The 26,376-nt window shown below is 35.3% G+C and carries 28 protein-coding genes and 2 pseudogenes; 13 read left to right on the top strand and 17 right to left on the bottom strand.

Annotation, left to right across the window (positions count from 1 at the left end; genetic code table 11):
• Window positions 1-27: 27 nt before the first annotated feature.
• From aat to I5168_RS05085, 3 genes and pseudogenes are all read right to left on the bottom strand, one after another.
• Window positions 28-678: a leucyl/phenylalanyl-tRNA--protein transferase gene (aat, locus tag I5168_RS05095; RefSeq protein ID WP_105018001.1), complete on the bottom strand. Its 651-nt coding sequence runs from the start codon at window positions 676-678 to the stop codon at window positions 28-30.
• A gap of 160 nt (window positions 679-838) precedes the next feature.
• Complete coding sequence (locus I5168_RS05090; protein WP_431472603.1) at window positions 839-1,453, bottom strand: MarC family protein; 615 nt, start codon at window positions 1,451-1,453, stop codon at window positions 839-841.
• A gap of 62 nt (window positions 1,454-1,515) precedes the next feature.
• Window positions 1,516-1,752, bottom strand: a pseudogene (locus tag I5168_RS05085) (DUF3127 domain-containing protein); the annotation flags it as partial.
• Window positions 1,753-1,911: 159 nt separating this feature from the next.
• Here I5168_RS05085 and I5168_RS05080 point away from each other — a divergent pair.
• The gene (locus tag I5168_RS05080) at window positions 1,912-2,325 is read left to right on the top strand and encodes a hypothetical protein (RefSeq protein WP_431472602.1); all 414 of its coding nucleotides are present in this window, start codon (window positions 1,912-1,914) and stop codon (window positions 2,323-2,325) included.
• Window positions 2,326-2,348: 23 nt separating this feature from the next.
• Window positions 2,349-2,897 carry a hypothetical protein gene (locus I5168_RS05075; RefSeq protein ID WP_105017998.1) on the top strand — a complete coding sequence of 183 codons (549 nt, stop codon included), beginning with the start codon at window positions 2,349-2,351 and terminating at the stop codon, window positions 2,895-2,897.
• A gap of 86 nt (window positions 2,898-2,983) precedes the next feature.
• On the opposite strand, the pseudogene I5168_RS05070 reads toward I5168_RS05075, so the two are convergent.
• The 3 genes and pseudogenes from I5168_RS05070 to I5168_RS05060 form a co-directional block, all read right to left on the bottom strand.
• Window positions 2,984-3,386: pseudogene (locus I5168_RS05070) on the bottom strand (GNAT family N-acetyltransferase).
• A 45-nt stretch (window positions 3,387-3,431) separates the two neighbouring features.
• Entirely contained in the window at window positions 3,432-3,806 is a 375-nt protein-coding gene (locus tag I5168_RS05065; protein WP_431472601.1) for a DUF3127 domain-containing protein, read from the bottom strand.
• Between the two features lies 1 nt (window position 3,807).
• Complete coding sequence (locus tag I5168_RS05060; RefSeq protein ID WP_060523649.1) at window positions 3,808-4,662, bottom strand: flavin reductase family protein; 855 nt, start codon at window positions 4,660-4,662, stop codon at window positions 3,808-3,810.
• A 181-nt stretch (window positions 4,663-4,843) separates the two neighbouring features.
• On the opposite strand from I5168_RS05060, the gene I5168_RS05055 reads away from it, so the two are divergent.
• From I5168_RS05055 to pbpC, 3 genes are read left to right on the top strand one after another with little or no spacing between them, the layout of a single operon-like run.
• Window positions 4,844-7,243, top strand: a complete 2,400-nt coding sequence (locus I5168_RS05055; RefSeq protein ID WP_431472600.1) for a M28 family peptidase — start codon at window positions 4,844-4,846, stop codon at window positions 7,241-7,243.
• The gene (locus tag I5168_RS05050; protein WP_431472599.1) at window positions 7,233-8,012 is read left to right on the top strand and encodes an NAD(P)H-binding protein; all 780 of its coding nucleotides are present in this window, start codon (window positions 7,233-7,235) and stop codon (window positions 8,010-8,012) included. Before I5168_RS05055 ends, I5168_RS05050 begins: the two co-directional genes overlap by 11 nt.
• Before the next feature lie 35 nt (window positions 8,013-8,047).
• Entirely contained in the window at window positions 8,048-10,432 is a 2,385-nt protein-coding gene (gene pbpC, locus I5168_RS05045; protein ID WP_431472598.1) for a penicillin-binding protein 1C, read from the top strand.
• Here pbpC and I5168_RS05040 read toward each other — a convergent pair whose 3' ends face one another.
• Together I5168_RS05040 and I5168_RS05035 are read right to left on the bottom strand one after the other, a co-directional pair.
• Window positions 10,433-10,930, bottom strand: coding sequence for a YciI family protein (locus tag I5168_RS05040; RefSeq protein WP_431472597.1), 498 nt, complete (start codon window positions 10,928-10,930; stop codon window positions 10,433-10,435).
• The gene (locus tag I5168_RS05035) at window positions 10,924-11,394 is read right to left on the bottom strand and encodes a CYTH domain-containing protein (protein ID WP_431472596.1); all 471 of its coding nucleotides are present in this window, start codon (window positions 11,392-11,394) and stop codon (window positions 10,924-10,926) included. The genes I5168_RS05040 and I5168_RS05035 overlap by 7 nt, the downstream gene beginning before the upstream one ends.
• A gap of 43 nt (window positions 11,395-11,437) precedes the next feature.
• Here I5168_RS05035 and I5168_RS05030 point away from each other — a divergent pair, with 43 nt between their 5' ends.
• Both I5168_RS05030 and I5168_RS05025 read left to right on the top strand, forming a co-directional pair.
• Window positions 11,438-12,208 carry a UDP-2,3-diacylglucosamine diphosphatase gene (locus I5168_RS05030; RefSeq protein ID WP_105017992.1) on the top strand — a complete coding sequence of 257 codons (771 nt, stop codon included), beginning with the start codon at window positions 11,438-11,440 and terminating at the stop codon, window positions 12,206-12,208.
• Window positions 12,209-12,293: 85 nt separating this feature from the next.
• The gene (locus I5168_RS05025; RefSeq protein WP_105017991.1) at window positions 12,294-12,623 is read left to right on the top strand and encodes a hypothetical protein; all 330 of its coding nucleotides are present in this window, start codon (window positions 12,294-12,296) and stop codon (window positions 12,621-12,623) included.
• Here I5168_RS05025 and recJ read toward each other — a convergent pair.
• Entirely contained in the window at window positions 12,620-14,320 is a 1,701-nt protein-coding gene (gene recJ / locus I5168_RS05020; protein ID WP_431472595.1) for a single-stranded-DNA-specific exonuclease RecJ, read from the bottom strand. The genes I5168_RS05025 and recJ overlap by 4 nt on opposite strands.
• Before the next feature lie 87 nt (window positions 14,321-14,407).
• Between recJ and I5168_RS05015 the strand changes: the two genes are divergently transcribed.
• Genes I5168_RS05015 through I5168_RS05005 form a run of 3 tightly spaced genes read left to right on the top strand, consistent with a single transcriptional unit; the run spans window position 14,408 to window position 17,170 of the window.
• Entirely contained in the window at window positions 14,408-14,998 is a 591-nt protein-coding gene (locus I5168_RS05015) for a carboxymuconolactone decarboxylase family protein (protein ID WP_431472755.1), read from the top strand.
• 52 nt (window positions 14,999-15,050) lie between these two features.
• On the top strand, window positions 15,051-16,562 hold the full coding sequence (locus I5168_RS05010) for a hypothetical protein (protein ID WP_431472594.1): 1,512 nt from the start codon (window positions 15,051-15,053) through the stop codon (window positions 16,560-16,562).
• 5 nt (window positions 16,563-16,567) lie between these two features.
• On the top strand, window positions 16,568-17,170 hold the full coding sequence (locus I5168_RS05005; RefSeq protein ID WP_431472593.1) for a DUF6705 family protein: 603 nt from the start codon (window positions 16,568-16,570) through the stop codon (window positions 17,168-17,170).
• Between the two features lie 19 nt (window positions 17,171-17,189).
• Here I5168_RS05005 and I5168_RS05000 read toward each other — a convergent pair whose 3' ends face one another.
• The 7 genes from I5168_RS05000 to I5168_RS04970 all read right to left on the bottom strand — a co-directional run bounded on the left by I5168_RS05000 (window position 17,190) and on the right by I5168_RS04970 (window position 23,738).
• Window positions 17,190-17,990, bottom strand: coding sequence for a hypothetical protein (locus I5168_RS05000; protein ID WP_431472592.1), 801 nt, complete (start codon window positions 17,988-17,990; stop codon window positions 17,190-17,192).
• Between the two features lie 30 nt (window positions 17,991-18,020).
• A complete protein-coding gene (locus tag I5168_RS04995) occupies window positions 18,021-19,019 on the bottom strand; it encodes an acyl-ACP desaturase (protein ID WP_105017988.1) in 999 nt (332 codons plus the stop codon).
• 72 nt (window positions 19,020-19,091) lie between these two features.
• Window positions 19,092-19,835: a lysophospholipid acyltransferase family protein gene (locus tag I5168_RS04990; RefSeq protein ID WP_060523637.1), complete on the bottom strand. Its 744-nt coding sequence runs from the start codon at window positions 19,833-19,835 to the stop codon at window positions 19,092-19,094.
• Between the two features lie 86 nt (window positions 19,836-19,921).
• Entirely contained in the window at window positions 19,922-20,332 is a 411-nt protein-coding gene (locus I5168_RS04985) for a BrxA/BrxB family bacilliredoxin (RefSeq protein ID WP_042277158.1), read from the bottom strand.
• A gap of 86 nt (window positions 20,333-20,418) precedes the next feature.
• A complete protein-coding gene (locus I5168_RS04980) occupies window positions 20,419-21,876 on the bottom strand; it encodes an ATP-binding protein (RefSeq protein WP_431472591.1) in 1,458 nt (485 codons plus the stop codon).
• 320 nt (window positions 21,877-22,196) lie between these two features.
• Entirely contained in the window at window positions 22,197-22,757 is a 561-nt protein-coding gene (locus I5168_RS04975) for a GNAT family N-acetyltransferase (protein WP_431472590.1), read from the bottom strand.
• Between the two features lie 15 nt (window positions 22,758-22,772).
• Window positions 22,773-23,738, bottom strand: coding sequence for an SPOR domain-containing protein (locus tag I5168_RS04970; RefSeq protein WP_105017985.1), 966 nt, complete (start codon window positions 23,736-23,738; stop codon window positions 22,773-22,775).
• 212 nt (window positions 23,739-23,950) lie between these two features.
• On the opposite strand from I5168_RS04970, the gene pheS reads away from it, so the two are divergent.
• The 3 genes from pheS to I5168_RS04955 are packed head-to-tail and all read left to right on the top strand — an operon-like array spanning window position 23,951 to window position 25,766.
• Window positions 23,951-24,970 (top strand): phenylalanine--tRNA ligase subunit alpha, encoded by a 1,020-nt coding sequence (gene pheS, locus I5168_RS04965; protein ID WP_105017984.1) that lies wholly within the window; start codon window positions 23,951-23,953, stop codon window positions 24,968-24,970.
• Window positions 24,970-25,371 carry a GTPase gene (locus I5168_RS04960; RefSeq protein WP_431472589.1) on the top strand — a complete coding sequence of 134 codons (402 nt, stop codon included), beginning with the start codon at window positions 24,970-24,972 and terminating at the stop codon, window positions 25,369-25,371. Before pheS ends, I5168_RS04960 begins: the two co-directional genes overlap by 1 nt.
• On the top strand, window positions 25,368-25,766 hold the full coding sequence (locus I5168_RS04955) for a hypothetical protein (protein ID WP_431472588.1): 399 nt from the start codon (window positions 25,368-25,370) through the stop codon (window positions 25,764-25,766). The genes I5168_RS04960 and I5168_RS04955 overlap by 4 nt, the downstream gene beginning before the upstream one ends.
• 73 nt (window positions 25,767-25,839) lie before the next feature.
• Here I5168_RS04955 and I5168_RS04950 read toward each other — a convergent pair whose 3' ends face one another.
• Entirely contained in the window at window positions 25,840-26,349 is a 510-nt protein-coding gene (locus tag I5168_RS04950; protein WP_042277147.1) for an OmpH family outer membrane protein, read from the bottom strand.
• Window positions 26,350-26,376 lie beyond the last annotated feature (27 nt).

The raw sequence follows: 26,376 nt of genomic DNA, 5'->3' as shown, positions 1-26,376 counted from the left end.
CGATTAAATTCTTGTAGTGTATAGTAATTAAATATTAAGTAATTCAATAAAACTTTCCCTAGGAATCTCAACTGCTCCTAAGCTTGCTAGATGATCGTTATAAATTTGAGCATCAATAATTTTATATTCCTTTAATTGCAATTTTTCTACTAAATGCCACAAAGCAATTTTACTGGCATCTGGCTGCAAAGCAAACATGCTCTCACCGCAAAACACCTTTTTTTCTGGTAAATCGATACCGTATAATCCACCTACAAGTTCACCGTTTTTAAAAACTTCAACACTTACCGCATGGCCTAGTTGATGCATTTTTGAATAAGCCTCGATCATTTCATCCATAATCCAAGTACCTTCTTGATCAGGCCGAGAGACTTGTGCGCATGCTTTCATAACCTGTTCAAAACAAGTGTTTTCTTTAATAAAATAACCTTTATTCTTCCTACTTTGTTTAAGTGATTTTGTAATCCTCATAGGCCTTTCCGATTGCAAATCAAATATCATTCTGGGATCTGGGCTCCACCAGCAAATAGGCTCACCATCGTTGTACCAAGGAAAAATTCCATTGTTGTAAGCAAGTAATAATCGGTCTACTTTTAAATCACCACCTACAGCAAGCAAACCATGGTCAGGTGCTTGATTAACAGGAGGAAAATAAAGCTCGTTCTGTAAGATATACACGTTAAACTTCTATGTTTGTTTGGAAATACTGTTAATTTTGTTAATCTTTGATACGGTCTTCAAAACTAATTTATTTTCATCATTGCTTTTTTTGAGTTTCTTTTTGAAGACCAAACTATTTAAAAGAGAATCCCGACAAAGCCAGTCGGGATTTTTGTTTTTATGATCCAATGACGAAATAGCTATTAATACCAGAGAGTATATTTTGTACTGCATAAGATGCTAGTATAAGCCCCATCACTTTACTTATTACAGTTATTCCATAACTACCTATATATTGCTGTAATTTATTTGCTGCTAGAAGTATAAGACAAGTAAGTGCTATTACCACGAGCACTATAGCAGTGGTCATGGTTTGTTGTTCTATAGAAAATAAGTGATTGTCAGTCATAAGTACCACTGCCATTATAGCTCCTGGTGATGCAATGGACGGTATCGCTAAAGGAAATATAATGACGTGTTTATAATCGGTAATTCCTTTTTTTTCTCCTTCTGGTTTACCATCTCCAAAAATCATTGTGAGCGCAAAAAGAAATAAAATTACTCCGCCAGAAATTTGAAAGGCATCCAAAGACACGGACATTGATTCCAAAATAATTTGACCGATTACAATAAAAAATAATAGAATAAGAAAAGCCACACCGGCAGCTTTTATAGCAATTAGTTTTTTATGTTTCTTATCAAATTGTTTAGTAGCTTCAAGATAAACAGGAATTGAGCCTATAGGATCTATTACCGCAAATACAAAAAACAATGTGCTCAAAAATTCGATCATAAAAATAAAAAAGCTTTCCCATAAAAATACAGGAAAGCCTAGTCTTTAAAAGTAAGTATTTGTTAAAATGGTAAATCGTCGTGATCTTCGGCATTTGTATTTGATACCGGCTCGTATTCATCAAATGGTGGAACCTCAGGAGCACCTTGTGGTGCTTGAGCTCCTACTTTTTCTATACGCCAACCAGAGATAGAATTAAAATATTTAATCTCGCCCTGTGGAGTTTGCCATTCTCTACCTCTTAAGTTTATACCTACTTTCACTGCATCTCCTACTTGGTAACTATCCAATAAATTTGTTTAGTTTTAGAAAAAACAATAATGTATAAAATTTCACCATGAGAGAAGTTCAAGAAGCTTTAAAAAATGCAACAGATTTAGACGATTACAGATCAAATTTAAATGCACTAAACAAGGATAACCCCACTGATGTTTTACAACTTTTTAATAATTGGTAAAATGAAAAAACTACTTCTTATAGCTTTATTGTTTTTATCCTGTGTAAGACATGAAGATGAAAGAGCTACTTGTTATTCGTTTATAAATGGAACTGACAGAAATGTCAATTTAGAACTTTACAGTTTTAACTCTGGACAGTTTGTTAGTCTAATAGATTCATTCTCTATTAATGGTATGGGTTTAATTGATCAGAAATGTGATAATAGTCTTAGAATACTTAGTCCAGTAAATGTTTACAGGTTTGATTCAGTTATTGTAAAGTTTGACAACCTAAAAAAATTAACTTACTTAAGAAGATTTGAAGGTCAAGACGATGAATTCTTTTTTAGTTCATATTACGAGCGAGACGGTAACTCTCGAAACTTTTCTTATACTTTTACAGAAGAAGATTATAACAACGCAATACCATTTTGATATTAATTTATAAAACACAAACAATGCAATATCGTTTAAAATATATCGCTTTTGCCTGTATCCTCATTGCTTTAAGCAGCTGTAATCCAGATGATGATAATTCTTCTAATGAAGAGGAACCTGTAGCAGTAAATGAATTTACTCTAGGAGATGATAATTACAGCCTAGAACAAGGTTATAGATCGCAAAGCTCAGAGGATAGTCCAAATCTTTTTCTTACAAACGTCGTCCTTTCTGGGCCAGGATTAACGCTCAACAGTTCAAATATACTTTCAGGAAACGGCGATATAGTAGGATTAGAATTCTACACGACTGTAAATGATGGTTTACAGCCAGGAACGTATAACCTAGACAGTCTTAATCAACAAGCTCAAACGGTATATGCCTTTATAGGCGTTGATTATAACGCACAATTGGGTGAGGCCATTATTGAAGACGAGATTTTTTCTGGAACGATTACCGTAGAACTATTAGAAAATGGAGACTATAAGATTACTGGTAGCGGTACTGCAGACGATGCAAATGAAGGGTTCACTATATCTTATACAGGTGAATTAAGATTGATCATTTAGCCATCTTAAAGAGCAACCGAACTTATAAATCAAAAGCCGATTTCTTAAACAGAAATCGGCTTTTGAGTTTTAGATTTTACCGTTTTTTACGATTTAAACTCCTTCCCGAAACACACGCTATTCTCCATATCCTTGTAAGGTCCATAACAAGGGATTTTGTAATAACCGCATTTCTGGTAGAAGGAAAGAGCTTCAGTTTGTCGTTGACCTGTTTCTAGCTGCACTTTTTTAAAACCTAAATCGCTTGCCCAATTTTCTAATTCATTAAGCTATACCTTGATTTCGAGCTGCAGTGGCTGTAAACATACGTTTAATCTCTACGGTTTGGGAATCGTATTGTTTAAAGGCACCACATGCAACTGCGGTTTGATCATTTATCACTAGAACCACATGATTCAAATGTTCAATGCAATTAAATTGATTATAAAAAGAATGCTCATCTCCATCTTTAACAGCGAGATAAGCATCTAATTGTTGAACTAAACACATAAACTCTGGATGTTTAGAATCCGTGCGTACTAGTTGTATGTTCATTTAGAAAGGTAAATCGTCGTGATCTTCGGCATTTGTATTTGATACCGGCTCGTATTCATCAAATGGTGGAACCTCAGGAGCACCTTGTGGTGCTTGAGCTCCTACTTTTTCTATACGCCAACCAGAGATAGAATTAAAATATTTAATCTCGCCCTGTGGAGTTTGCCATTCTCTACCTCTTAAGTTTATACCTACTTTTATTGCATCTCCTACTTGGTAACTATCCAATAAATTTGTTTTGTCTTGAACAAATTCAATAAGCAAATGTTGTGGGTATTGCTCTTCCGTTGTTACTACTAATTCGCGTTTTTGAAATCCGTTATTTCCATAGGTTTTTGTTTCACCTATCAACTTTACTTTTCCTTGTACTTCCATGTTAAAATAATAAAATGTTCCAGGCATTCATCAACTGTCCAGCTGCTATATATTCTTTTGCCCTATTATGTTTTTCTTCTATCGATAATGCTGGTAATTGTTCCGCTTTCGCAAAAGCGATCACCTCATCACGCTCTGGCACACGTTCTACATTACCTAATTTACCTAAATCATTACCTGTAAGCACGTGACTGTTTCTTGCGTGTTCTGGTAATGCGTCAACTCCTACACCTAATGAGGTTAAAGGTTTAGGCACCTCAAACATAGCATCTTTTGAACGGCAGTACCAATTACCACCCATTCTTGCTACTGTATCAATTTTAAAAGGATCGATTTTTTGATCGTCAGTTAGAACTTCGTCCTTAATGTGCACTTTTACGACCTCGCAAATAATTAAATTACCTGCACCACCTTCTTGACCTAGTTCAACTATTTCCTTTACCTTACATTCAAAAGCTGCTGGGCTTTCTTCAACTCTAGGTGGTTGTACCAGATCACTTTTTACCGCTGTTAATCCAGATTTTACAAACTCATCAACACCAGCATCATATTCGGTGCTGCTCAATGACATTTGCTGTACAATATCGTAATTGACAATATTAATTACCACTTCTTGGGTAGCTTGTGCATTAAGCAAGGTATGTTTTACTGTGTTATTGCGCACTCTCCTAGCCGATGAGAATATCATAATCGGTGGATTTGCACTAAAGACATTGAAAAAAGAATAAGGTGATAGATTCACATTACCATCAACATCAACTGTACTAGCAAATGCAATAGGTCGCGGTTGAACTGCTCCTAGCATGAGTCCATGTAACTGGGCTGTAGAAATTTCTTTAGGATCTACTGTCAAAATGCTTACCTTTTAATGAATTTTCAAAGGTATTATTTTTAAACGAAACTATAGGTATTATGATATTACAGTCTGCTTTATCTAGCAACCTAATTAAGTAAGAAAAGGTTAATTTAATAAGAAACACAATAAGCAGTATTTTTTATTTAATTTCACCATCTTACTGACAAGAAACCACACAACCATGAGACCTAAATCACACTTCTCATCTGCAATATCGTTTGTAATTATTCTTTTACTTGTTTTTTACGCATTCTATTCTCAAACACCATCTAGTGAGGTTAAGGAAAACGTTCCAGCCTCTGAGTGGTCAACAGCAAGAGCACTTGAACACATACAAGCACTTTCAGTCGAGCCGCATTATCTAGGAAGCAAGGCACACGATAAGGCAAGGGATTACATCATTACACAACTAAAATCTTACGGGCTTAATGTTACAACACAATCTGCTTATGATATTAGCTGGAACGGAAATATGTCAAAACCTGAGAATATTCTAGCACGTATTAAAGGTCGCACCGACTCTAAAAATGCCCTATTGTTACTTTCTCATTACGACAGTGATCCTCACAGTAGTAAAGGAGCAAGTGATGCTGCAAGCGGTGTAGCCACTATACTAGAAGCAACAAGAGCTTTTCTTGCCAAAAATGAGCAACCTGAAAACGATATTATCATTTGCATTACTGATGGTGAAGAGCTAGGCTTAAATGGCGCAAGCACTTTTGTCAATAAACATGAGTGGGCACAAGATGTTGGATTCGTTTTAAACTTTGAAGCGCGCGGTAGTGGCGGCCCTAGCTATATGCTAGTTGAAACAAACGGTGGTAATAGAAAAATCATCGAGGCATTTAGCAAGTCAGGAGTTGAATATCCTGTAGCTAATTCACTAGCCTATAGTATTTATAAAATGATACCTAATGATACCGACCTTACCATTTTTAGAGAAGACGGTGATATTAATGGATTAAACTTTGCTTTTATAGGTGATCATTTTGACTATCATACTCAACTAGATTCATATGAACGCCTAGATCGCAACACACTTGCTCATCAAGGCAGCTATCTCATGCCGCAGTTAGATTATTTTTCTAGCATTGATTTGACTGATAGACTTAAAACTGAAAAAAATGATGATGTAGTTTACGTACCCTTACCATTGATAAAAATGGTGCAATTTCCATTTAGCTGGTTAAGTGGTTTAATAATAGTAGCATTTGTATTAATGATAACTCTTATTGTTTACGGAATAAAACGCAGGCGAATTCAACTTACTTATTTATTGGGTGGTTTTGTACCGTTTCTAGGAGCACTTATTATAAGTTACTTAATTACTAACTACACGTGGATAGGGATTAAAGAATCTGAGTTTTACATACATCAATTACATGGATTCCCGTATAACGGATACTGGTTGATTGCGGCAGCTGCGTTTATTGCTCTTACCATTAGCTTTTTCTTATATCACAAGTATTACCACCGTGATCGCATACCTAGTTTAAGCGTTGCTCCCATTTTTATTTTATGGCTTATCTGTTTACTAGTAGCGTTTCCTGTAGGCGATGGCGGTATTCTAGGTTCGATCTTTTTACCAGGCGCAGGATTTTTGATCATTCCTGTTTTTTGCAGTTTAATAATGCTGTACATCAATATACAGCAAAAAAGACCTAGCTACATCCTTCTAGTCCTATTATCTGTTCCCGCAATTTTTATTCTTTCACCATTTATTAAAGCTTTTCCAGTAGCACTAGGAATGAGTATTTTATTTGTAGCATCTGTTCTTACTGCGTTACTGTTTGGTTTGTTAGTTCCTATCACAGGACATTATAGAAAGAAAGGATTACTAGCATTTATGTCCTTAATTATAACTATTGGTTGTGGTGTTTACGCTTTCGCGAAAGCAGAATTCTCACCATCCCAACCCCAATCCACCAGCCTAGTTTACATTCATAATCAAGATGAAAACAAAGCCCAATGGGCGACCTATGATCCAACCTTAACCGATTGGGTTAAAGAAAAACTAGGTAACAATCCTCAAAACGCTAGAGAACTTAATAAAAACAGTATTGACTCAAAGTATGGAACTGGTTTTAGTTATGTAGCACCAGCCGAATACAAGAAACTAGCTTCACTTGATATAGAGATATTAAGCGATACACTTGTAGGAGAAGACCGTAAGGTTAAATTGAAAGTGAGCAGCACAGAAACCCTGCATCGTATAGAAGCATTTACCACAGACAAGGTTCTATTTAAAAGAGCAGTGGTAAACGGCTTGCAAGTTCCTAAAACAGGTAAGAGCGAGACACCCTTTGGCTATAGATGGGGAAATCGTCTATTAAGTTATTATATAAAAGATAATGAGCCTTTGGTTATGGAATTAGCCTTTTCGGTCCAGGATAATCCAGAGCTTATTTTTTATGGAGCGAGTTTTGATTTAATGCAACGGTCCGAATTTGAAATAACTGCAAGACCTATCGAGCAAATGTCTATGCCGTTTGTTCTTAACGATGCTGTTCTTAAAAAGCGAAGTATTAAACTAGTAAACCAGCAAACAATAGTTGAAGAACAAACTGCTGATGAAAAATAACAAGAAAACAATCGGTATCTTAGGTGCAGGATGGCTAGGAAAAGAGCTTGCATTCCAGTTAAAGGCTTTAGATTTTACATGTAGAGCTACTGTGAGACAACCTGATGATGTCGCAATTTTAGAACAGTCTGGGATAAAAAGCTATATAATCGACATAAAGGAAGATAAAATTTTTGGCGATTTAAAAACTTTTTTAGAAGGTCTAAATACTTTAATAGTTGCTATTCCACCAGGATTGCGCAAAAATCCAGATAGTGATTTTGCCTATAAAGTAAGGATGATTGCTAAGTTTGCTTTGGTGTATAAAATACCAGATTTTATTTTTGTTTCTAGCACTTCAGTATTTCAAGACACTTTTCCTATTACCACATATTCGGAAAACAATATACCAAACTCGCAATCAAATACAGGCAAAAAGATTATTGCTGCCGAGGAAGAATTAAGAAACTGGTATCCCAATGCAACAATACTAAGGCCATGTGGTCTAATTGGTGACGACAGGCATCCTATTAATCATTTAAAAGGTAAAACAGATTTAAAAAATCCCGACATGCCAGTTAACTTGGTTCATCGCAACCACGTTATAAACTTAATCATTGGTTTAATCAATGAAACTATTAAAACAAAAGTATTACACGCAGTAAGTGAACCACACACTAGTAGGAAAGAATATTATCAAGACGCTGCTCGACAACGCGATCTAGCACCACCAGAATTCCTTGATTCTTCAAAACAAGAGGGAAAAATAATCACTTCTATTTATTCTTAGTTGCAAGTAATATGAGCTATCTGTAGAGGCGAAAAATGAAGAATAAACTAGGGCATTTAATACTTAAACATAAATGGAAAATAATGTTTTTCCTCGTACTAAGTATATGGTACTATTTCTGTCTACCGCAAAGACTTTTTAACGTCCCTTATTCCACAGTCATTGAAAGTAAAGAAGGTATTTTACTAGATGCACATATTGCTAAAGATGAACAGTGGCGTTTTCCTCGAGTAGATAGCGTTCCTTATAAGTACAAACAGAGTGTACTTTTCTACGAGGACGAGCACTTTTATTCGCATCCGGGATTTAATCCTATCTCGATTTTAAACGCCATGCGACAAAATTTTGAGGCTGGTAAGGTTGTACGTGGAGGAAGCACTATTACTCAACAAGTCATTAGATTAGCTCGTAAAAAAGAACGCTCCTACTATGAAAAGTTAGTTGAATTAATATGGGCAACTAGATTAGAATTAAAACTTTCTAAAGATGAAATTCTAGAACTCTATGCCTCACACGCACCCTATGGCGGTAATGTAATCGGACTAGAAATGGCATCATACCGTTATTTTGGAAGAAGTCCGCATGAATTGAGTTGGGCAGAAAGTGCAACACTAGCTGTATTGCCCAATGCACCAGGTCTTATCTATCCAGGTAAGCGACAAAATCAATTAAAACAAAAACGCGATCAGCTATTGTTTAAATTAAAGGAGAAAGGAATAATAGATCAAACAGATTACGAATTATCAATTGCTGAAAGAGTTCCTGACAAGAACTTTAATATTCCTAGAAGTGCACCTCATTTACTCAATAGAATTAATAAGGAATATGGTACAGCTAGAGTAACCACTACTATTGAGCATGATATGCAGCAAATGGTAAACCGTATTGTAAATAATCATTACCAAAAACTAAAGCTTAATGGAGTACACAATCTCTCTATGCTAGTACTGGATATTGACAATATGGAAGTGGTAGCCTATGTAGGTAATTCACCTACCACCAGTGAACATGGTAAGGATGTAGACATTATTACAGCACCGCGCAGTACAGGAAGCGTATTAAAACCTTTCTTATATGCCAGCATGATGGATCAAGGTGAATTGCTACCCAAAACATTTGTTCCAGATGTCCCTACCCTAATCGACGGCTTTAGAACCGAAAATTTTAATCGTTCTTATGCAGGAATGATTCCTGCTGATAAAGCACTGGCGCGATCTCTTAACATTCCTGCTGTACGGTTATTGCAACAACATACAGTTCCTAGGTTCTATAACAAGTTACAAGAACTACAATTGACTGATGTAAATAGAGGAGCAAACACGTATGGGCTGAGCCTAGTAATTGGCGGTGCAGAAAGTAGTTTATGGGATATGTGTAAAGCCTATGCCGTTCTTGCAAAACAGCTTAAGGATTATGAAGCTAACAACAGTGAGTATCATTATGGGTTATTTGAGCAACTTACTTATATCAAAAAAGCTGATGGCGATTCCGCTTTCGCGAAAGCAGAATTAACAAAAAACTCAGAGGAAACCAACTGGTATCTAGAACCAGAGATATACGGAGCTGGCAGTATTTACCAAACCTTTGAAGCAATGAAAACGGTAAATCGACCTGAAGGTGAAGAAATCTGGCATTTTTTCAATCCAGATAAAGAAATCGCCTGGAAAACAGGAACAAGTTACGGTAACCGAGATGCGTGGGCTATAGGAGTAACACCAAAGTACGTTATTGGTGTATGGACAGGAAACGCCGATGGTGAAGGCAGGGCAGCAATGACAGGAATAGACAGTGCGGCGCCGGTACTTTTTGATTTATTTAATCGATTACCGCAAGAGCCTTGGTTCAAGCCTCCGTACGACGATCTAGCACACATAAACACATGCTCAGTTACCGGTTACTTGCCTAACCCTGATTGCCCACAAACTCTATCCTATATTCCTAGCAATGGTACCCGTTTTGCGGCTTGCCCTTTTCATAAAAAAATTAATATCGATAAACAATCGGGAAAAAGAGCTACAACCGATTGTAGAGAAGTAGGTGATCTGGAGCAAAAAACTTACCTAATTCTACCGCCCATAGAATCTTATTTCTACCAAAAGTCCACTCCTGCTTTTACCGCTGTACCTGATTACTTAGAAAATTGTTCTTTAAAATTGGAACCTATAATGAGTATAATGACTCCGCAACATAATAGCATCATAACTAATACCATCAATGTAAATGGAGAACTTAATCCGGTAATATTTCAACTGGCTCACAAACGTAACAACAACACAGTGCACTGGTATAAGAATAATGATTACCTAGGTGTTACTCAAGGAATCCATGAAATGCCAATCACTGCACAAAAAGGAAAGCATTTAATTACCGCAGTTGATGAAAGTGGCTATCAAATTATAATCCAACTCACGTTTAAATAATTACCTAAGCCTACCACCTTTTTCGGTCCACCAACCGGTGGTCTTTACTTTTAAGGCACCACTTTTTACAAGCGGATCCTGATTGGCAAGACTGTCTGCCATTTTAAAACTGGGTGTGTTATAAACAACAATTCCTCTCCATTCCTTACCGTTATTCATGGGTCCTATTAAAGAAGCATGACCTAGGTTATACAATTTAGAAAGGTAGGCCAAATGATCTTGTTGTAATTGAGACAACACTTCCTTAGGAATACTATCATTATCACCAGATAGCAATTGAACCATAAAATACTCTTGCATTAAATAATGTTTGTTTGCTTCTTTATAAGTAAACACATTATACCCGAGTTTTTTCAAGGAATCAGATTTTTGAATCAATTGGATTGAATCCGTAATTACTTCATCTGGAAGATTGTTTTCTATTTTTGAAGTTTTATTTGAAGTATTGCAGCTTAAAATTGTAGTAATTAAAATTAAGCTAATCCAATATTTTACCATGTTGAAAAGGGATTTTTACTAATGTATGAATTATAGTATTTATTATTTCCTGTTACTTCTTCACCTAACCATTCCGGCACATCAAATTCATCTAACTCTGAATTCAGCTCAATTTCGGCTATGATTAAACCGGCGTTATCTTTTTGAAACAGATCGACCTCAAAATAATGGGTACCTATCGGTATCTTATATCTAATTTTATGAATAGGCGTTGGTAAGCACAGTTCCAATAAAGCTTCTGCTTCACTTATACTAATTTCCTTTTCCCATTCTAGGCGCTTAAGACCGTCATCAGTACTAGGTCCTTTAATCGTTAAATAACCACTATGTTCTTGTATTCTTACACGTACAGTGCGACAAGGATCGGTAGTTAAATAACCTTGAATCAATTGCACACCTTGATATTCTTTTAAAAATTCTGTGTTGGATACTAAAAATTTACGCTCTATTTCCTCATTAATCATGGCATAAATATCGTAAAAGCTAGGGTATATTTATATTTGCTCTATGCAAATTCCATCTGGAAAGAAAATATATTTTTCAAGCGACAACCATCTAGGCGCTCCTACTCAAGAGTTAAGTAAACCTCGAGAACAACATTTTTTGAATTGGTTAGACACCATTGAAAAGGATGCCGCAGCACTTTTCTTGTTAGGAGATTTGTTTGACTTTTGGTTTGAATACAAAAGAGTGGTTCCTAAAAATCATGTAAGAGTTTTAGGTAAACTCGCTACTATGGCAGATAATGGGTTGCCTATTTACTTTTTTGTAGGAAACCACGATTTATGGATGTTTGGTTATTTTGAAGAAGAATTAGGTATACCTGTATTTCACAAACCCAAATCTTTTGATTTTAACGGCAAAAAATTTTTAATAGGTCATGGTGATGGTTTAGGTCCTGGTGATAAAGGTTACAAACGCATGAAAAAGGTATTCACCAACAAGTTTTTCCAGTGGTGTTTTAAATGGATTCATCCCGATATTGGGGTAAAACTAGCGACCTATCTTTCCGTTAAAAACAAACTTATATCAGGCGACGAAGACGCTAAATTTTTAGGTGAAGAAAATGAGTGGCTTGCTCAATATGCTAAAAGAAAACTTACTAAGGAACATTATGATTTTTTCATATTTGGTCACAGGCATATGCCCATGACTATCAAAGTTGGTGAGAAAAGCACTTATTATAATTTAGGTGATTGGATTTCACATTACACCTACGGAGTTTTTGATGGTAATGATTTTCAACTAGAGCATTTCCCGTTTAATATTAGGGAATAATTTATCATTTCTAAGGATTAATAGATAGTTATTTAAGTGGTAACCGGTAGTAACTTTGTACCATTAAACTTTTATAACCACAATCATGAAATCATATTTACAATTTATAAGTATTATACTTTTGCTTTACAGTAGCTTATCCTACTCACAAGATTATAAAGACAGAGATAGTCTACCTGAAATTACAGTCACCGCAACATCTGACAAAACGTATAACTCTACCGTCTTTAAGAGAAGTACTTTACGTAAAAGCGCACGATTAAGTAAAGGAAATTTAGAACAATTCAAAAACACATTAAAAACCCAAGTTTCTAAGAAACTGGTTTTAACTGAAAAGGAATGGAATTTACTTTATAATCAAGCTCAAAAACTTACTTTGAACTATAAATTAGATGAATTACCATCTGTACTTTAATGCGGTTTAAGGTCCTTGATACGTAGCTGCAAACTCGTTACACCTTGCCAGCTATTCTCCTCAAGGACATAAACCACATCAAATGGCTTGTTGTTCTGTATTATGGAAATACAATCTCCTAAATTAAAACCTATGGCAGGTATTTGGAGAGATGAGTTTACATGGGGTTTGATACCAAGTTTTAAATGCTTTCCGTTTTCTCCTACACGCTTTGCATATCCAGAGTCATAGACCGCTCTGCTCAAAAATACCGGCCTCATATTTCTGGGACCAAAGGGTGCCATTTGCTTTAAAATTCGATACAATTTACCTGTAATTCGTTCTAAAGGAAGTAATGCATCTATTTTTAATTCTTTAGTAAGTAATTTTTTATCTATAGTGGCACAAACCACCTCTTCAAATCTCTTTTTAAAATTTAAAAATTGTTCTGGTTGCATGGTAAGTCCAGCTGCATATTTATGTCCTCCAAATTGCTCTATGAACTCACTGCACTGTTCTAGAGCATTATAAACATCGTAACCTGAAACACTGCGAGCACTAGCTGCAAGATTATCTCCATTTTTAGTAAAAACCAGTGTAGGCCGGTAATGCGTCTCAGTGAGTCGCGACGCCACTATGCCTATAACACCTTTGTGCCAGTCTTCCTTAAAAACAACACTAGTAAAAAGTTTTTCTTCCTTGTTGTCGTGAATTTGTTGCAAGGCTTCTTCAGTAATAAGTTGATCTAGCTCGCGACGATCTTGATTGTATATATCAATTTCTTTTGCCTTTATTCGGGCTTGATCGAGATCCTGTTCCACTAAAAGATCAACAGCATACAGACCATGCTTCATTCTACCAGCTGCGTTTATACGTGGTGCTATAATAAATACAACATCGGTAATGTCTAAAGTATTTTTTTTAACCTGTTCAATAATGGATTTGAAACCAGCTCTAGGTGATGTGTTTATAACATTGAGACCATGGTAACACAAAATTCTATTTTCGCCAGTTATAGGAACAATATCTGCTGCTATAGCAGTTGCCACCAAATCTAGATAAGGTATAAGTATTTCAAATTCCCAATCGTTGTGTTGCACTAGCGCTTGACAAAGCTTGAACCCAACTCCACAACCGCACAGTTCATCATACGGGTAAGAACAATCATGCTGTTTAGGATCAAGTACAGCGACTGCATCAGGAACAAATTTACCTGGTCTATGATGGTCGCAGATTATAAAGTCTATTCCTTTTTCTTTGGCATATTTTACCTTGTCGATAGCTTTGATACCACAATCCAAAGCTATGATTAATGAAATATCATTATCGTGGGCATAATCAATTCCTGCATAGCTTATCCCGTAACCTTCCCTATATCTATCTGGTATGTAGGTAGTAACCTTATCATAGAAACTACTTAAAAAGGAAGACATCAAAGCAACTGCCGTAGTCCCATCTACATCATAATCACCATAGACCATTATAGTTTCATTGTTCCCGACGGCTTTTTGAATACGATGAACAGCCTCATTCATTCCTTTCATTAAAAAAGGGTCATGTAACTCCTCTAGACTTGGTCTAAAAAAGGATTTCGCTTTCGCGAAAGCGTCAATACCACGTCCTACTAATAAACTAGCAAGAATAGGGTCTACATTAAGTTCTTTTGAAAGCTGCTCGACTAAAACAGCATCAGGTTGTGGTAATAAAGTCCAACGCATAACCTCAAATATAATCGCTACATGAAAAAATCCTCATGCCTTCAACAGATAAATTCTCTATTTTTAAGAAAACAAAATTTTAATTCTATGCCATTAGTCACACCACTAGATGCTAATCACGATCCCGAAACCAAAGAACTCGCAACGTTTTTTAATGAGACACTAGGTTTTTGCCCAAATTCCGTTCTTACTATGCAGCGTAGACCAGCAATTTCCAAAGCTTTTATTCATCTAAACAAAGCGGTAATGGCAAATGAAGGACTAGTGACTAGTGCATTAAAAAGAATGATTGCCTGGGTAAGTAGTAATGCAACTGGTTGTCGCTACTGTCAAGCGCACGCAATACGTGCCGCAGAACGCTACGGTGCAGAACAAGAAAAGCTGGACAATATTTGGGAATATCGTACACATCCCGCATTTAATGAAGCCGAGCGCGCAGCGCTGGATTTTAGTCTAGCCGCCAGTCAGGTACCTAATGCAGTCGATGAAACTATAAAAAAGCGCCTGCACGAGCATTGGACTGATGGTGAGATAGTAGAAATGTTAGGAGTGATTTCTCTCTTTGGTTATTTGAACAGGTGGAATGATTCTATGGGAACTACCCTAGAACAAGATGCTATCGACTCTGGCAATCAGTATTTAGGTAAACATGGTTTTGAGGTAGGTAAGCATGTGTAATAAATTTTGTTTTTACTCGTTATTATTTAAATTCGTGAAAATTCTAACCACCATGAGAAAAATTGTTGCGCTTGATGTGCTGTTCTTTGCAGGCTTTCTATTTTTAATTAATAGTTGTCAACAAGATGATTTTCTGGAAGAATCAAATGAGAAAACTATCAAATTCCCTAAATTAAGTGGTGAAATAGTTCCCTTTGAAAAGCTAGCTCAGCAGCCAAAGTTAACCAAAAAACTTACTAAACTTTCAACAGGTATAACGGCAAAATCATCTAATTCGAGTATACGAATTGATACTTCATATATAAAGATGATAGAGACAGATTTGTATAAGAGTTATACTTTTCAAATAGTTCAAGATAGTCTAGAAAAAGAAAGAGTATTAAAGAATTATGTATTAACTGTTGTTAATGACACCACACTTATTCAACATCTTGTCGAGTATGATGTACTTAGTGAGGATGTATATGACATGGACAATATTAAATTAAACAGAGTAACGGGTGATGATTTAATACCAAACAACTTTAAATGTGGTGGAGTGGATGTGATTTGGTATACCTATACAACTTGTTACGAGGTTGAGTGCTCTGGCATAAGTCATCATAGTGTTGGAGAAGCTTGTCCGATTGCAGATGGCACTCAATCAGGAACAGCTGCCTACATTAAGTGTGTAACTACTTGGGCTTCAATTAGTATAGCAGAAGAACCATGTGGAAATTCGGGTGGTGGTGGATCTAGTGGTGGCAACAATCAGATAGGTGGCGGCGGCCAGACTGGTACCGGAAATCCACCTGGTGGAAATAATACTAATAATCCACCTAATACCGATCCCAACGATGATCCCGACGACACCTTATTTCTAGGTGTAGACCCTAACGATGGGCCACCGTTAATCATTGATGAAGACGGTTCTAGTAGAAAGAGATTAAAAGATGTATGGAATGATCCAGTAGTTCAAAATCAAATCAATAGATTAATTCCTTTAATAGATTCTCAAAACTCTGGTAACTATGAAGAAGATGGTGCCAGATTTAGTTATCAACCAGGTAGTCCAACAACCTTTAGATTACCTGATCGTAAATTTGGTAATCGTATTTCCTACAATACACCCATGCAAGAAGGTGAAAATGTAGATATGCATGTTCATCAAACAGAAGGTGCTCATGGCTCGCAAATAAAGGAAACCTATCCAATATTTAGTAATGGAGATGTTATAGGGTTCGCTGAAAATACAAAGGATGCAGAAGCTGTAAATGACACCGATTTTGCAGAAGATTATATAAGCATAGTTTTAACAGAAAAAGGAGCCTTTGCACTTACGGTTGATGATATTGAGGATGTAAAAGCTTTTGAAGTAGCTATGCAAGATCCAGTGCAGAAAGCACAATTTTATGAGGATTTTAATCTTGAGATTTATGCTAGAGCAACTAATGACAACGATGTCATTGAAAACCTTGCTGATTTTTTAGAAGATTATAGGGTGAACAATAGGCCTCTAGGAATTTCAATATGGGAAGCTTCTTTTAATTCAGAAGGAACCTTAAACAAATGGAATAAAATTTAAACAATATGAAAAATTTAATCATTCTTTTGCTGCTTTTAATACCAGTTTCACTTTATGCCCAGACCATAATACCAATAGAACAATTGTCTAGTCAATTGAAACGAGAAGACACACCTAAATACTTCAAAGACGTTAATGGGATTTACGATAAGTTTCTAGGTGATTGGAAATATGAAGACCCCTCAAATAGCAGTACTTATTTAGAAATAAGTATTATAAAACTAGAAAGGCAACCCTCATTGAATCACTTTTATGATGAAATTTACATAGAATTTGAATATGTAGAAAATGGAAACACAGTCTATGATAGTTCCACTTACTCTGACGAAAGAGTTAAAAGTATGATATCGGGCTTAATTAAAATTTCCAACCCTTTTAATACAGTATGTTTAATGAGCTACAATGAACCCACTAACATACCATGGAGTTATAAAGCTTACAAGGACTGTTTATCTCCAAGCTTAACCATCGAACATGTCAATGAAATAGACATGAATAATGGTCAACGCACTTACCTCAAATGGGATATATGTTATGTAGTTGACCCAGCACAAGGTGAGGTATGGCCTTTTAAGATTCCTAATAATATTGAGTTGGAGCGTATCTAATTAAACTGATTATAGTCAGTTATCTAATCTGCACATGCACATGATCATCGTGTCTAACTGCATAACAACCGTGATATCTGATTTTACTATTTTTTAAATCCAATCTTTTTACAAGGTGCGGTTCTATAAAAATCTTTGTAACCTGGGCATTTTTTGTCAATGAATTAATTAGATCTCTTGTAGCAGTTTCATGCAGTTTTAAGCCATTATTAATCGTTCCAAAAGTTAAGAATCTAGCATAATCGTATTGAAAATACCCTTGTTCCTTACAAGCCATAGGTTGGTCATGCTCATGTGATTTAGGTTTTACAAAAAAACCATAACCTGATAAGGTAGGAACCTTATTAACAATACGGTTATCATTTGAATAAATAAAGGATAAATCTAATTTTTTACCATCGTTATGGCTTAAGTGAGGAAAAAGAGGAAAGCCATGCCAAAAAGGAAAATTAGCATCAAGTAGATTAATTTTAATTCCTGGATATTTTTTTGCTAGTTCTTCTGAGCTTTCTAGAACAATTTGATTTAATTGTGGCATAACATAGTTACGGTTACATAATATATAAAACCTAGAAACATTTTTTACGAGATCAGATTCTAAGACTTTTTCTCTACCAAATTGTGGAGCAAGGAAAGGTATTATCAAAAACGTACTAAAAACGTAAAGCGATAAAAACAATACAGTTGTTTTTATCGCTTTATAAGATTTTGTGTTTCTAAAAAGGACTCTAGAAATAAGATAAAGCAATCCACCTATTTGGGTAATCAGTGTAAGGATTACGATTAAAAATAAATCTCCTAGATATTTAAGAACCTTCAAAATACTTCTAAAACATAATCATTTAAAAGGTTAAACCAATTTAGGCTCTAGAACCCATTTAAATTTTGTAATGTCTTGTGAAATTTTCATTCGTTGCCCTATGCGTTCCATACGAGCTGGTAGCTTCATTAAATAATCACGAGCTTTTTCTGCTTCTTCATTTAAACCTTCGATATTAGGAATGTCCCATTTATCGATAAGCTTTCTCATAATATCAACATAGTCTTGTGCAGTATAGACACCTATACGTTGAGCACTCATAGAAAAATCCTCAAATGCTTGTCCGATTCCTTGACCAGATTCTCTCAAAAAGTGAGCTGGCATGACGATCTTATTTACCATCATATCCTTAAAAGCAATCATCATGTTTGATGGATCTACTTTAAAGATCTCATCTACAAACGTACAATAGGCTTGATGGTGTCTCATCTCATCTCCAGAAATCACACGACACATCTTTGATAGGGCCTTATTTCCATATTCCCTAGCAAGCTTTGCCACTCGGTTATGCGAGATGTAAGTAGCAAGTTCTTGAAAACTTGTGTAAATAAAGTTTTTATAAGGATCTCTATCAGTTCCTATATCAAATCCATCATTAATCAAATGGTGTGTGGTAATTTCTACCTCACGCATATTTACACGTCCTGATAGGTATAAGTATTTATTAAGCACATCACCATGACGATTTTCCTCGCCAGTCCATTGACGCACCCATTTTGACCAAATATTTCCCTTACCTTCTACTTGATTTACGCCTTCTACATCCATCAACCAAGATTCGTAAGTTGGCAAGGCTTCTTCTGTAATAGTATCACCTACTAAACATACCCAGAAATCGTAAGGCAATTCTTTAGCTAGCTCACGCAGTTCTTTTACATCTTCCTGCCAATTATCTTTAGTAAGATCAGGAAGAAAATCTGTAGGTTGCCAGATTTTTTCTACCGGGATTAAAAATTGATCCATGAATGATTCTACCTTACTCTCTAAGGACTGCATCACTTCAATTCTGATATTTTTTAGATTTTTCATATTTCTTTTTTGTTGGGGAAATTATTGCTATTACGCTTTCGCGAAAGCGCTATAAAAATAGCTCATATCTATTTAAACAGCTGTACTTGATATATTATTGTGAACAATTTGCTGTGCTTGTAGTATAACTTGCTCGTGATCCTGACCTTTTATAGGTATGGGTTGATGTGTGGTAAAATAAATGTGATTACCTATACCATAAGGAAATTTACCATATCGATCAATTTTCCAACTGTTGTTCACGCTTACTGGCACTACAACAGCATCGGGCATATATTTAAACAAAGTGAGTAATCCATTTTTTTGAAATGGTTTAGGAACTCCTGTTCTTGAACGAGTTCCTTCAGCAAATATGACTACAGATCTTTTTTTCTCGTGAGCGTTTTTAGCAAATCTAGTAAGAGCAGTGATTGCCTGCCTGCGATCTTTGCGGTCAATGGCGCAATTTTCACCTATTCTCAGATTCAAGGATATGCTAGGAATCCCTTTAGCTAGCTCTATTTTTGCCACAAATTTTGGGAAATATTTTCTTAGGTAAAAAATAAGTGGTGGTATATCAAACATACTTTGATGATTACACACAAAAATATAACTGGGTCCTACGGGTAAATCGTGTTCAAATTTTGCACTAAAAGTATTAAATAATGGCAGTTGGGTCATCATCAAAAACCAATTGAGAGTAGCAACTGATTTTTGATGCAAATCATGTCCACCTATCCTGTGCGCTATTAGTTGAATAGGATGAAAAATAACTAATGACAGAAAGAACAACAAAAAGTGTACTACCGTCAAAGGATAAGAAATGATTTTTTGCATGTGCAAATATAAAATTCAATGCGTGCATACGATATGATTAAACCATCAATCGGTATGCACGCATAGTAAGTTGTATTAAATACTGATTAACAGTGCTCGTTGTAAGCTTCTTTTAGATTTTCGGCAATCATTTCTGCTGGCCTACCTTCTATATGATGACGCTCTAACATGTGCACCAATTCTCCATTCTTAAACAATGCCATAGATGGTGAACTAGGTGGAAAAGGAATCATTTGAGAACGTGCAGCGTCCACAGCTTCTCTATCAACACCTGCAAAAACTGTTACTAAATTGTCTGGCTTCTTATCGTTTTCTAACGAGTACTTTGCTCCTGGTCTAGCATTAGCTGCGGCACAACCACAAACAGAGTTTACAACAACTAATGTTGTACCTTCTTTTGCTAGCGCATCATTTACTTCTTGAGCTGTATATAAGTGTTCAAAACCTGCGTTACCTAAATCATCACGCATAGGTTGTACTAATTCTGCTGGATACATAATTTATTTTTTTACAAAGATAATAGGTTAATTAACTACCACATTATTTATACTATAATAAAGAATGATTGTAATTGAGTTTTTGACTATGAATGCAACGGCATGGTCACGGTGAACTGAGTCCACTTTCCATATTCTGTCTCCATTTCTATAGAGCCGTCATAACTTTCTACTATTTGCTTTACCATAGCGAGACCTAATCCCATACCACTGTTCTTAGTTGTAAATTTGGGCTCAAAGATTTTGTTTACATTCTCTGGAGCTACTCCTGTACCGTTATCCCAAACAATTATTTTTATTTTATCATCATGCCTATTCACACTTACTTTGATAATAGGATTCTCCTGCCCTGACAAAGCTTGGGTTGCATTTTTCACAAGATTAGTCACTACCCTAATTAATTGTGTGCGGTCAAATATGGTTTTTAGAGAGCTTTCATTTTGGGTATATTCAATATAATTCTCATTGAATATATCCAGTGCTAGTTGGGTGACTCTATTGACATCTATTTCTTCATTTTTTTGGGCTGGCATTGACGCATAAGTAGAGAATGCACTAGCAATATTGCTCATGACGTCAATTTGTTCTATTAAACTAGCGCTAAACTCTTTTAATTTCTCTTTGGCATTACTATCACTAGGATCAAAACGCATTTCAAAGCTTTGTACAGTAAGCCTCATAGGTGTTAATGGATTTTTAATCTCATGAGCTACTTGCTTTGCCATTTCGCGCCAGGCTTGTTCACGTTCACTGGTAGCAAGTTTTACAGCACTTTCTTCCAGTTGATCTACCATGTTGTTATAGGAATTTACAAGCATGTTGATTTCTTCACTTCCCTTATAATCAATAGGTAGTTTTTTGTTACGGGTGGCTATGTTTATTATTTTAAGTTGATTGCTTATTTTATTGATAGATTGAGTAATGTAATTAGACAAAAAATAACCTAAGACTAATGATATCAAAAACATTATTATGTACACCATGGAGAGTCTTTTGAGAAACTCCTCGAGTTCATAATTCATAAAATCATCGTTTTCCAAATACGGTAAGTTTAAAATCCCAATGTTTTTAAACTTATTATCTGTCAAATAAGAATAGCTACTACGATACTTTTCTCCGTTTTCCTCAAATTTTCTTATGTACCTATTTCCTTCGGCATTTTTTAAATTTTTGATAGTTGCTATAGGAATAGTCTCTTTAATACTATCTGTAGAAAAATTGGCTCTAGAGCTTATTAAAAGCTTTCCGTCCAGATCATAGATATTAATTTCCATTCCTAAAACAGAACTTATTTCTTGAATGCGTTCTTTAAAAATGAACGGAAGATTTTCCGTTTTGATTTCAAAATCAGTTCTACGTAAAACATTTGCGGTACTCTTAAGCACTGAAGCCTCTTTGCGCTCTAAACGGCTTTCATGATAATCTTTTGCCTGTTCCTTGAATTGATAAATGGACATACCAGCAATTAGAACACTAGTAATAACCATAAGTAACATCATGGATATAAATATCCTATTTCGCAGACTGCTGGTGAATAATCTCATTAAAGTAAAAATAGCAAATATTAAGCCATAGTAATAGGATTATTTTAAATCGTCTTTCCTATAAAAATACGTTGAATCCACTTATAATGCGGCTTTTTGTCAACTAGTATTACTCCTTTATATCTAGCTGTTTTTATTTTTTTGAGCACCCTATATGAATAGAGTAAGAAAATAAACAGCAAGACTAATACTCCTATTATAAAATAAGTAAACCGCATGCTAGCAAATTAGCATAAGTCACTCTTAAGACAAATTAATTTGAGTGAAAGGTCTTACAAATTAGCTTAAATGCAAATAAAACAGACAACTAAGAATTAAAATTATGGGAATTTACTATATCGTTGTCTAGTAATCTCGTAAACAGTGAAGGATTCTTGCCCTTTTTGAGGATAAATTTCTGCAGGTTGCATACCGTTGCGCAACGCAACATTAATAGAGCTTTTATTATCGTTATGAATTACAGATATTAATCTGTTTCCAAAATCTAGATCCCATTTTGCTCTAAACGCCTCATTTTTTAAGAATCGAGCGATTTCAGTAGCATATCCTTTGCCCCAATAATAAGGAAGTAATGAATACCCAATTTCTAGATGAGTGTTACCTCCAAATTCCTGAACAAGCAATCCTGCTTGTCCTATAAAATTCCCAGACTCTTTTTCCAGAAGAACGTTCATGCCACCTTTTTCTTCCTTGTAACGACTCATCGACTTTTCAAACCATTTCTCACATTGCTGAAAAGGAGTTAATTCATCACTCATTAAAAAAAAAGCACCTACCTGAACTTTCTCAAAGAGAGGTAGCCAAGAATCAAAATCTTCATAAACGAGTTTGCGTAACCTCAGGCGATCAGTTTGTTCACCGTGAAGCAAGTAGGAATTCATAGTAAGCTTTAATTGTTAGTTATTTAACTGACCAGTTAATAACCATGCTTGATCAAACCCTAGCTTTCTTAAACGGTACAGTTCATTAATGGCATCATTTTTCTCGTGAAAACTAGAAAATGCCACATTGTGCAATCCATACTTATTTATTCCTATTCTTTTAGCGTCGTGACCTGCATTTTTTAATTGAACTACTCGCTTATCAGCATTTTTAGGATCTCTAAATGCACCAGCAACAATATGGTAATTCTTTTTAGGTTGTGCGACTTTAACGGCTACTTGAGGAATGGGATCTGTTATTAAGAAACTAGCTTGTTCAATTTGTTGATCTAGTTTTTGTTCAGCCATTTGCTGTACTAAATCCTGATTTTTTATGGAAGTTACTTCATATTGATTGTAACCTACATAACTTAATCCTAGAAGTAAAGCACCTACCGCGGCGTATTTCCACCATTGAGAATTATTAGAACCTTCGTTTTGAGCTTCAGCTTTTTTCACCTCGTTAATAGCGATAACAGGTACTTCAACAGCTTTACTGTCATTCTCTTGATCGATTACAGCGCGATCTACTTGATATAATTCTTGTGATGATAGACCAAATGCTTCTGGCAAGTAATTCACTAAATACATCGGTGTAAATACCTTAACACCTTCTTCATTAAGCGCTATTCTACCAATCTTAGGTAACGTTATCGATTTACTATTTTCTAGTTCTAAATCTAGTCTTCTAACCTCGTTACGAACCAGTTGTTGCGCATCAGCATAAGGAACTTTCTCAACGCTAGAAACATAATTAATAAGTAATCCATCATTTTGAAGGATTTGACTATTGAAGGAAATCCCTTTTTTGGGTGGATAAAAACTGTTGCTAGATTCAAAATATTGTGCAGATACTCGACGAGTTAAAAAAGCACCAAATTCAGGCACCACTACACAATCATGTCTATATAGTAAATCAGATATGTAAGCTACTAATTGCATAATACAAACATAAAATTTAATCCTAAAGAATCAAGGTCTTTTGTACACTAGTTATTAAGAATTGACATCAAAATCTCGTGAATCATTCATTTTTAGAAATATACCACTTAAAAATTTGACTTATTTCAATCATTTTTTGAATCATTTAATGTAATACTGAACTATAACAGCTCATTAAAAAGAAGTAAATTTGCAACCCAATTTGAATAAGGATGCTTGATCAAGTAAAAGAACACATTAATAAAGTCCAAAATTTTGAAGCTCAATCCAAGGAAGCAATTGAAGCTTTTAGAATAGAGTATTTAGGTAGTAAGGGAATTCTCAAGGAACTTTTTACAAAGTTCAAAGAAGTACCTAATGATCAGAAAAAAGATTTTGGTCAGGCCATTAATGAATTGAAACAAAAAGCCACTGATAAGGTAGCTCAATTAAAAGCATCGTTAGAAGATAAACAAGAAGAAGCTGGACTTTACGGTGATCTTACCCGTAGCGGTTACCCTATTCCAGTAGGAGCACGTCATCCAATAAATGTGGTGAAAAATCAAATTATTGATGTATTCTCCAGAATAGGTTTTAATGTGAGCGAAGGTCCAGAAATTGAAGATGACTGGCACAATTTTACTGCCCTTAATCTTCCTGCACATCACCCAGCTCGTGACATGCAAGACACCTTTTTTATTCAAACTGATCCCGACGTATTACTGCGCACACATACATCAAGTGTGCAAGTGCGTTATATGGAAAATAATCAACCACCTATACGTACTATTTCACCAGGTAGAGTTTTTAGAAACGAGGCCATAAGTGCAAGAGCTCACTGTATTTTTCATCAAGTTGAAGGGTTATACATAGATAAAAACGTGAGTTTTGCAGACTTAAAACAAACCTTACTTTACTTCACTAAAGAGATGTTTGGTAAATCAGAAATACGTTTAAGACCATCTTACTTCCCGTTTACAGAACCTAGTGCCGAAGTTGATATTTACTGGGGTCTTGAAACTGAAACTGATTATAGAATAACAAAAGGTACCGGATGGTTGGAAATTATGGGCTGTGGAATGGTAGATCCAGCAGTTCTACAGAATTGCGGCATAGACCCTAATGAATACAGCGGTTTTGCTTTTGGAATGGGTATTGAGAGAATAGCGATGTTGTTGTATCAAATAGGTGACATACGCATGTTTTTTGAAAATGATGTACGTTTCTTAAAACAATTTAGTAATTCATTGTAATGTCAGTTTCACGCGTCATATTTGTGTATAATGCAAATTCTGGCGCAATAAACGCAGCCTTGGATAGTGTTCATAAGATATTGAGCCCCAAAACCTATAATTGTGCTCTTTGTAATCTTACCTATGGTATTTTTAAAGAGAAAGAAGAATGGTTACGCTTTCGCGAAAGCGTAGACAAACTTTCAAATCTATCTTTTGAGTTTTTGCACAAGGACGAGTTTGAAAAAAACTACAAATCCAAGTGGCTACCTAAATACAGCTATCCAATAATATTAACTACAAACCAAAGACAAGAGATCGAGGTACTAGCATCTAGTCTAGAACTATCAGAATGCAAGGAGACCAAAGACCTCATTTCATTGATCGAATCAAGATTAAAAGAGCATAATATAGAATTATGAAAAAGGATATAATAATACCAGTGGTTAAAGACGTATATGTTGCCATAGTCAAAGAATGGAACGATGATTTTTCATCCAATGACTGGAACAGTTACATCATCAATAATACAAGAGAACCTCTAGAGACCTGTATGATAATGACCAGAGGAAAACATAAGGACGGACGTAAAACCAGCACAATGCGACATGCATTTAAGGTAATTAAAGCACGTAGTTATGAGAAAATAGAACTCATCATGGAAGAGGTGTTTCCTTTTGAAAACGAATTCATTGTTAGTTATTTCAAAGGAGACACTTTATATGACAAAACTTTTATTGCCATCCCTAATTCAATAAGTGAATCTAACTTTAAAGATATTCCTCTAATGGACCAAGAAGGTATCTTATTAGACTAGAATACTTTAAATTAAAAATATAAAAAAAAGAGCCGCTATTAAAAGCGGCTCTTTTTTTATGTCGTTAGATATACTATTGTATTCCTAATTCCTTTTTAACATCAGCAGTGATGTCATAACCATCTGCTAGGATTAAACCAGTACCTGTAGTTGAATCTAGTACGTACTGAAAATTCTTTTCTCTAGCTACTTTTTGAATAGCATTTCTTACTTTTTCAAGTAAAGGCTTAAGGATATCAACACGCTTCTGACCGATAGCTTGTTGAGACTGAGAATAATATTCCTCTAATTTCTTTTGACCTTCTGCAAGTTCTTGCAATACACGCTCATTTTCTTCTTTACTGCGGCTAGGGGCAGCTTGTTGAGCATTTTGGTACTTTGTTTTAAGCTCCTTATCCATCTCGTCTAAACGTGCTAAATAAGTTTTCTCTAGGTTACGTAGTGTTTTTTCTGCCTGTTTTGCTTCTGGCATAGACTCTACGATATCCTGTGATGCTACGTGACATACTCTACTATCTTGCGCTTGTAGACCTACACTAAATATAAAAGCTGCAATGGCTATTATAGTTTTCAATTGTTTCATTTCTATTGCTTTAATTTATTGATGAAT

It is taken from the genome of Nonlabens sp. SCSIO 43208 (assembly GCF_050703575.1).
GTDB lineage: Bacteria > Bacteroidota > Bacteroidia > Flavobacteriales > Flavobacteriaceae > Nonlabens > Nonlabens tegetincola.
This window is presented reverse-complemented; position numbering and strand designations above follow the sequence as displayed.

Coding starts and splice junctions, on each gene's coding strand:
- I5168_RS04985 (WP_042277158.1), bottom strand. CDS start 20,332: ATGTATCCAGCAGAATTAGTACAACCTATGCGTGATGATTTAGGTAAC.
- I5168_RS05030 (WP_105017992.1), top strand. CDS start 11,438: ATGCAAATTCCATCTGGAAAGAAAATATATTTTTCAAGCGACAACCAT.
- I5168_RS05080 (WP_431472602.1), top strand. CDS start 1,912: ATGAAAAAACTACTTCTTATAGCTTTATTGTTTTTATCCTGTGTAAGA.
- I5168_RS05010 (WP_431472594.1), top strand. CDS start 15,051: ATGAGAAAAATTGTTGCGCTTGATGTGCTGTTCTTTGCAGGCTTTCTA.
- I5168_RS05050 (WP_431472599.1), top strand. CDS start 7,233: ATGAAAAATAACAAGAAAACAATCGGTATCTTAGGTGCAGGATGGCTA.
- I5168_RS04990 (WP_060523637.1), bottom strand. CDS start 19,835: ATGCAAAAAATCATTTCTTATCCTTTGACGGTAGTACACTTTTTGTTG.
- I5168_RS04950 (WP_042277147.1), bottom strand. CDS start 26,349: ATGAAACAATTGAAAACTATAATAGCCATTGCAGCTTTTATATTTAGT.
- I5168_RS05035 (WP_431472596.1), bottom strand. CDS start 11,394: ATGATTAATGAGGAAATAGAGCGTAAATTTTTAGTATCCAACACAGAA.
- I5168_RS04970 (WP_105017985.1), bottom strand. CDS start 23,738: ATGCAATTAGTAGCTTACATATCTGATTTACTATATAGACATGATTGT.
- pbpC (WP_431472598.1), top strand. CDS start 8,048: ATGAAGAATAAACTAGGGCATTTAATACTTAAACATAAATGGAAAATA.
- I5168_RS05005 (WP_431472593.1), top strand. CDS start 16,568: ATGAAAAATTTAATCATTCTTTTGCTGCTTTTAATACCAGTTTCACTT.
- I5168_RS04980 (WP_431472591.1), bottom strand. CDS start 21,876: ATGAGATTATTCACCAGCAGTCTGCGAAATAGGATATTTATATCCATG.
- pheS (WP_105017984.1), top strand. CDS start 23,951: ATGCTTGATCAAGTAAAAGAACACATTAATAAAGTCCAAAATTTTGAA.
- I5168_RS05040 (WP_431472597.1), bottom strand. CDS start 10,930: ATGGTAAAATATTGGATTAGCTTAATTTTAATTACTACAATTTTAAGC.
- I5168_RS05065 (WP_431472601.1), bottom strand. CDS start 3,806: ATGGAAGTACAAGGAAAAGTAAAGTTGATAGGTGAAACAAAAACCTAT.
- I5168_RS05025 (WP_105017991.1), top strand. CDS start 12,294: ATGAAATCATATTTACAATTTATAAGTATTATACTTTTGCTTTACAGT.
- I5168_RS05055 (WP_431472600.1), top strand. CDS start 4,844: ATGAGACCTAAATCACACTTCTCATCTGCAATATCGTTTGTAATTATT.
- I5168_RS04995 (WP_105017988.1), bottom strand. CDS start 19,019: ATGAAAAATCTAAAAAATATCAGAATTGAAGTGATGCAGTCCTTAGAG.
- recJ (WP_431472595.1), bottom strand. CDS start 14,320: ATGCGTTGGACTTTATTACCACAACCTGATGCTGTTTTAGTCGAGCAG.
- I5168_RS05075 (WP_105017998.1), top strand. CDS start 2,349: ATGCAATATCGTTTAAAATATATCGCTTTTGCCTGTATCCTCATTGCT.
- I5168_RS05090 (WP_431472603.1), bottom strand. CDS start 1,453: ATGATCGAATTTTTGAGCACATTGTTTTTTGTATTTGCGGTAATAGAT.
- I5168_RS05015 (WP_431472755.1), top strand. CDS start 14,408: ATGCCATTAGTCACACCACTAGATGCTAATCACGATCCCGAAACCAAA.
- I5168_RS04975 (WP_431472590.1), bottom strand. CDS start 22,757: ATGAATTCCTACTTGCTTCACGGTGAACAAACTGATCGCCTGAGGTTA.
- I5168_RS04960 (WP_431472589.1), top strand. CDS start 24,970: ATGTCAGTTTCACGCGTCATATTTGTGTATAATGCAAATTCTGGCGCA.
- I5168_RS04955 (WP_431472588.1), top strand. CDS start 25,368: ATGAAAAAGGATATAATAATACCAGTGGTTAAAGACGTATATGTTGCC.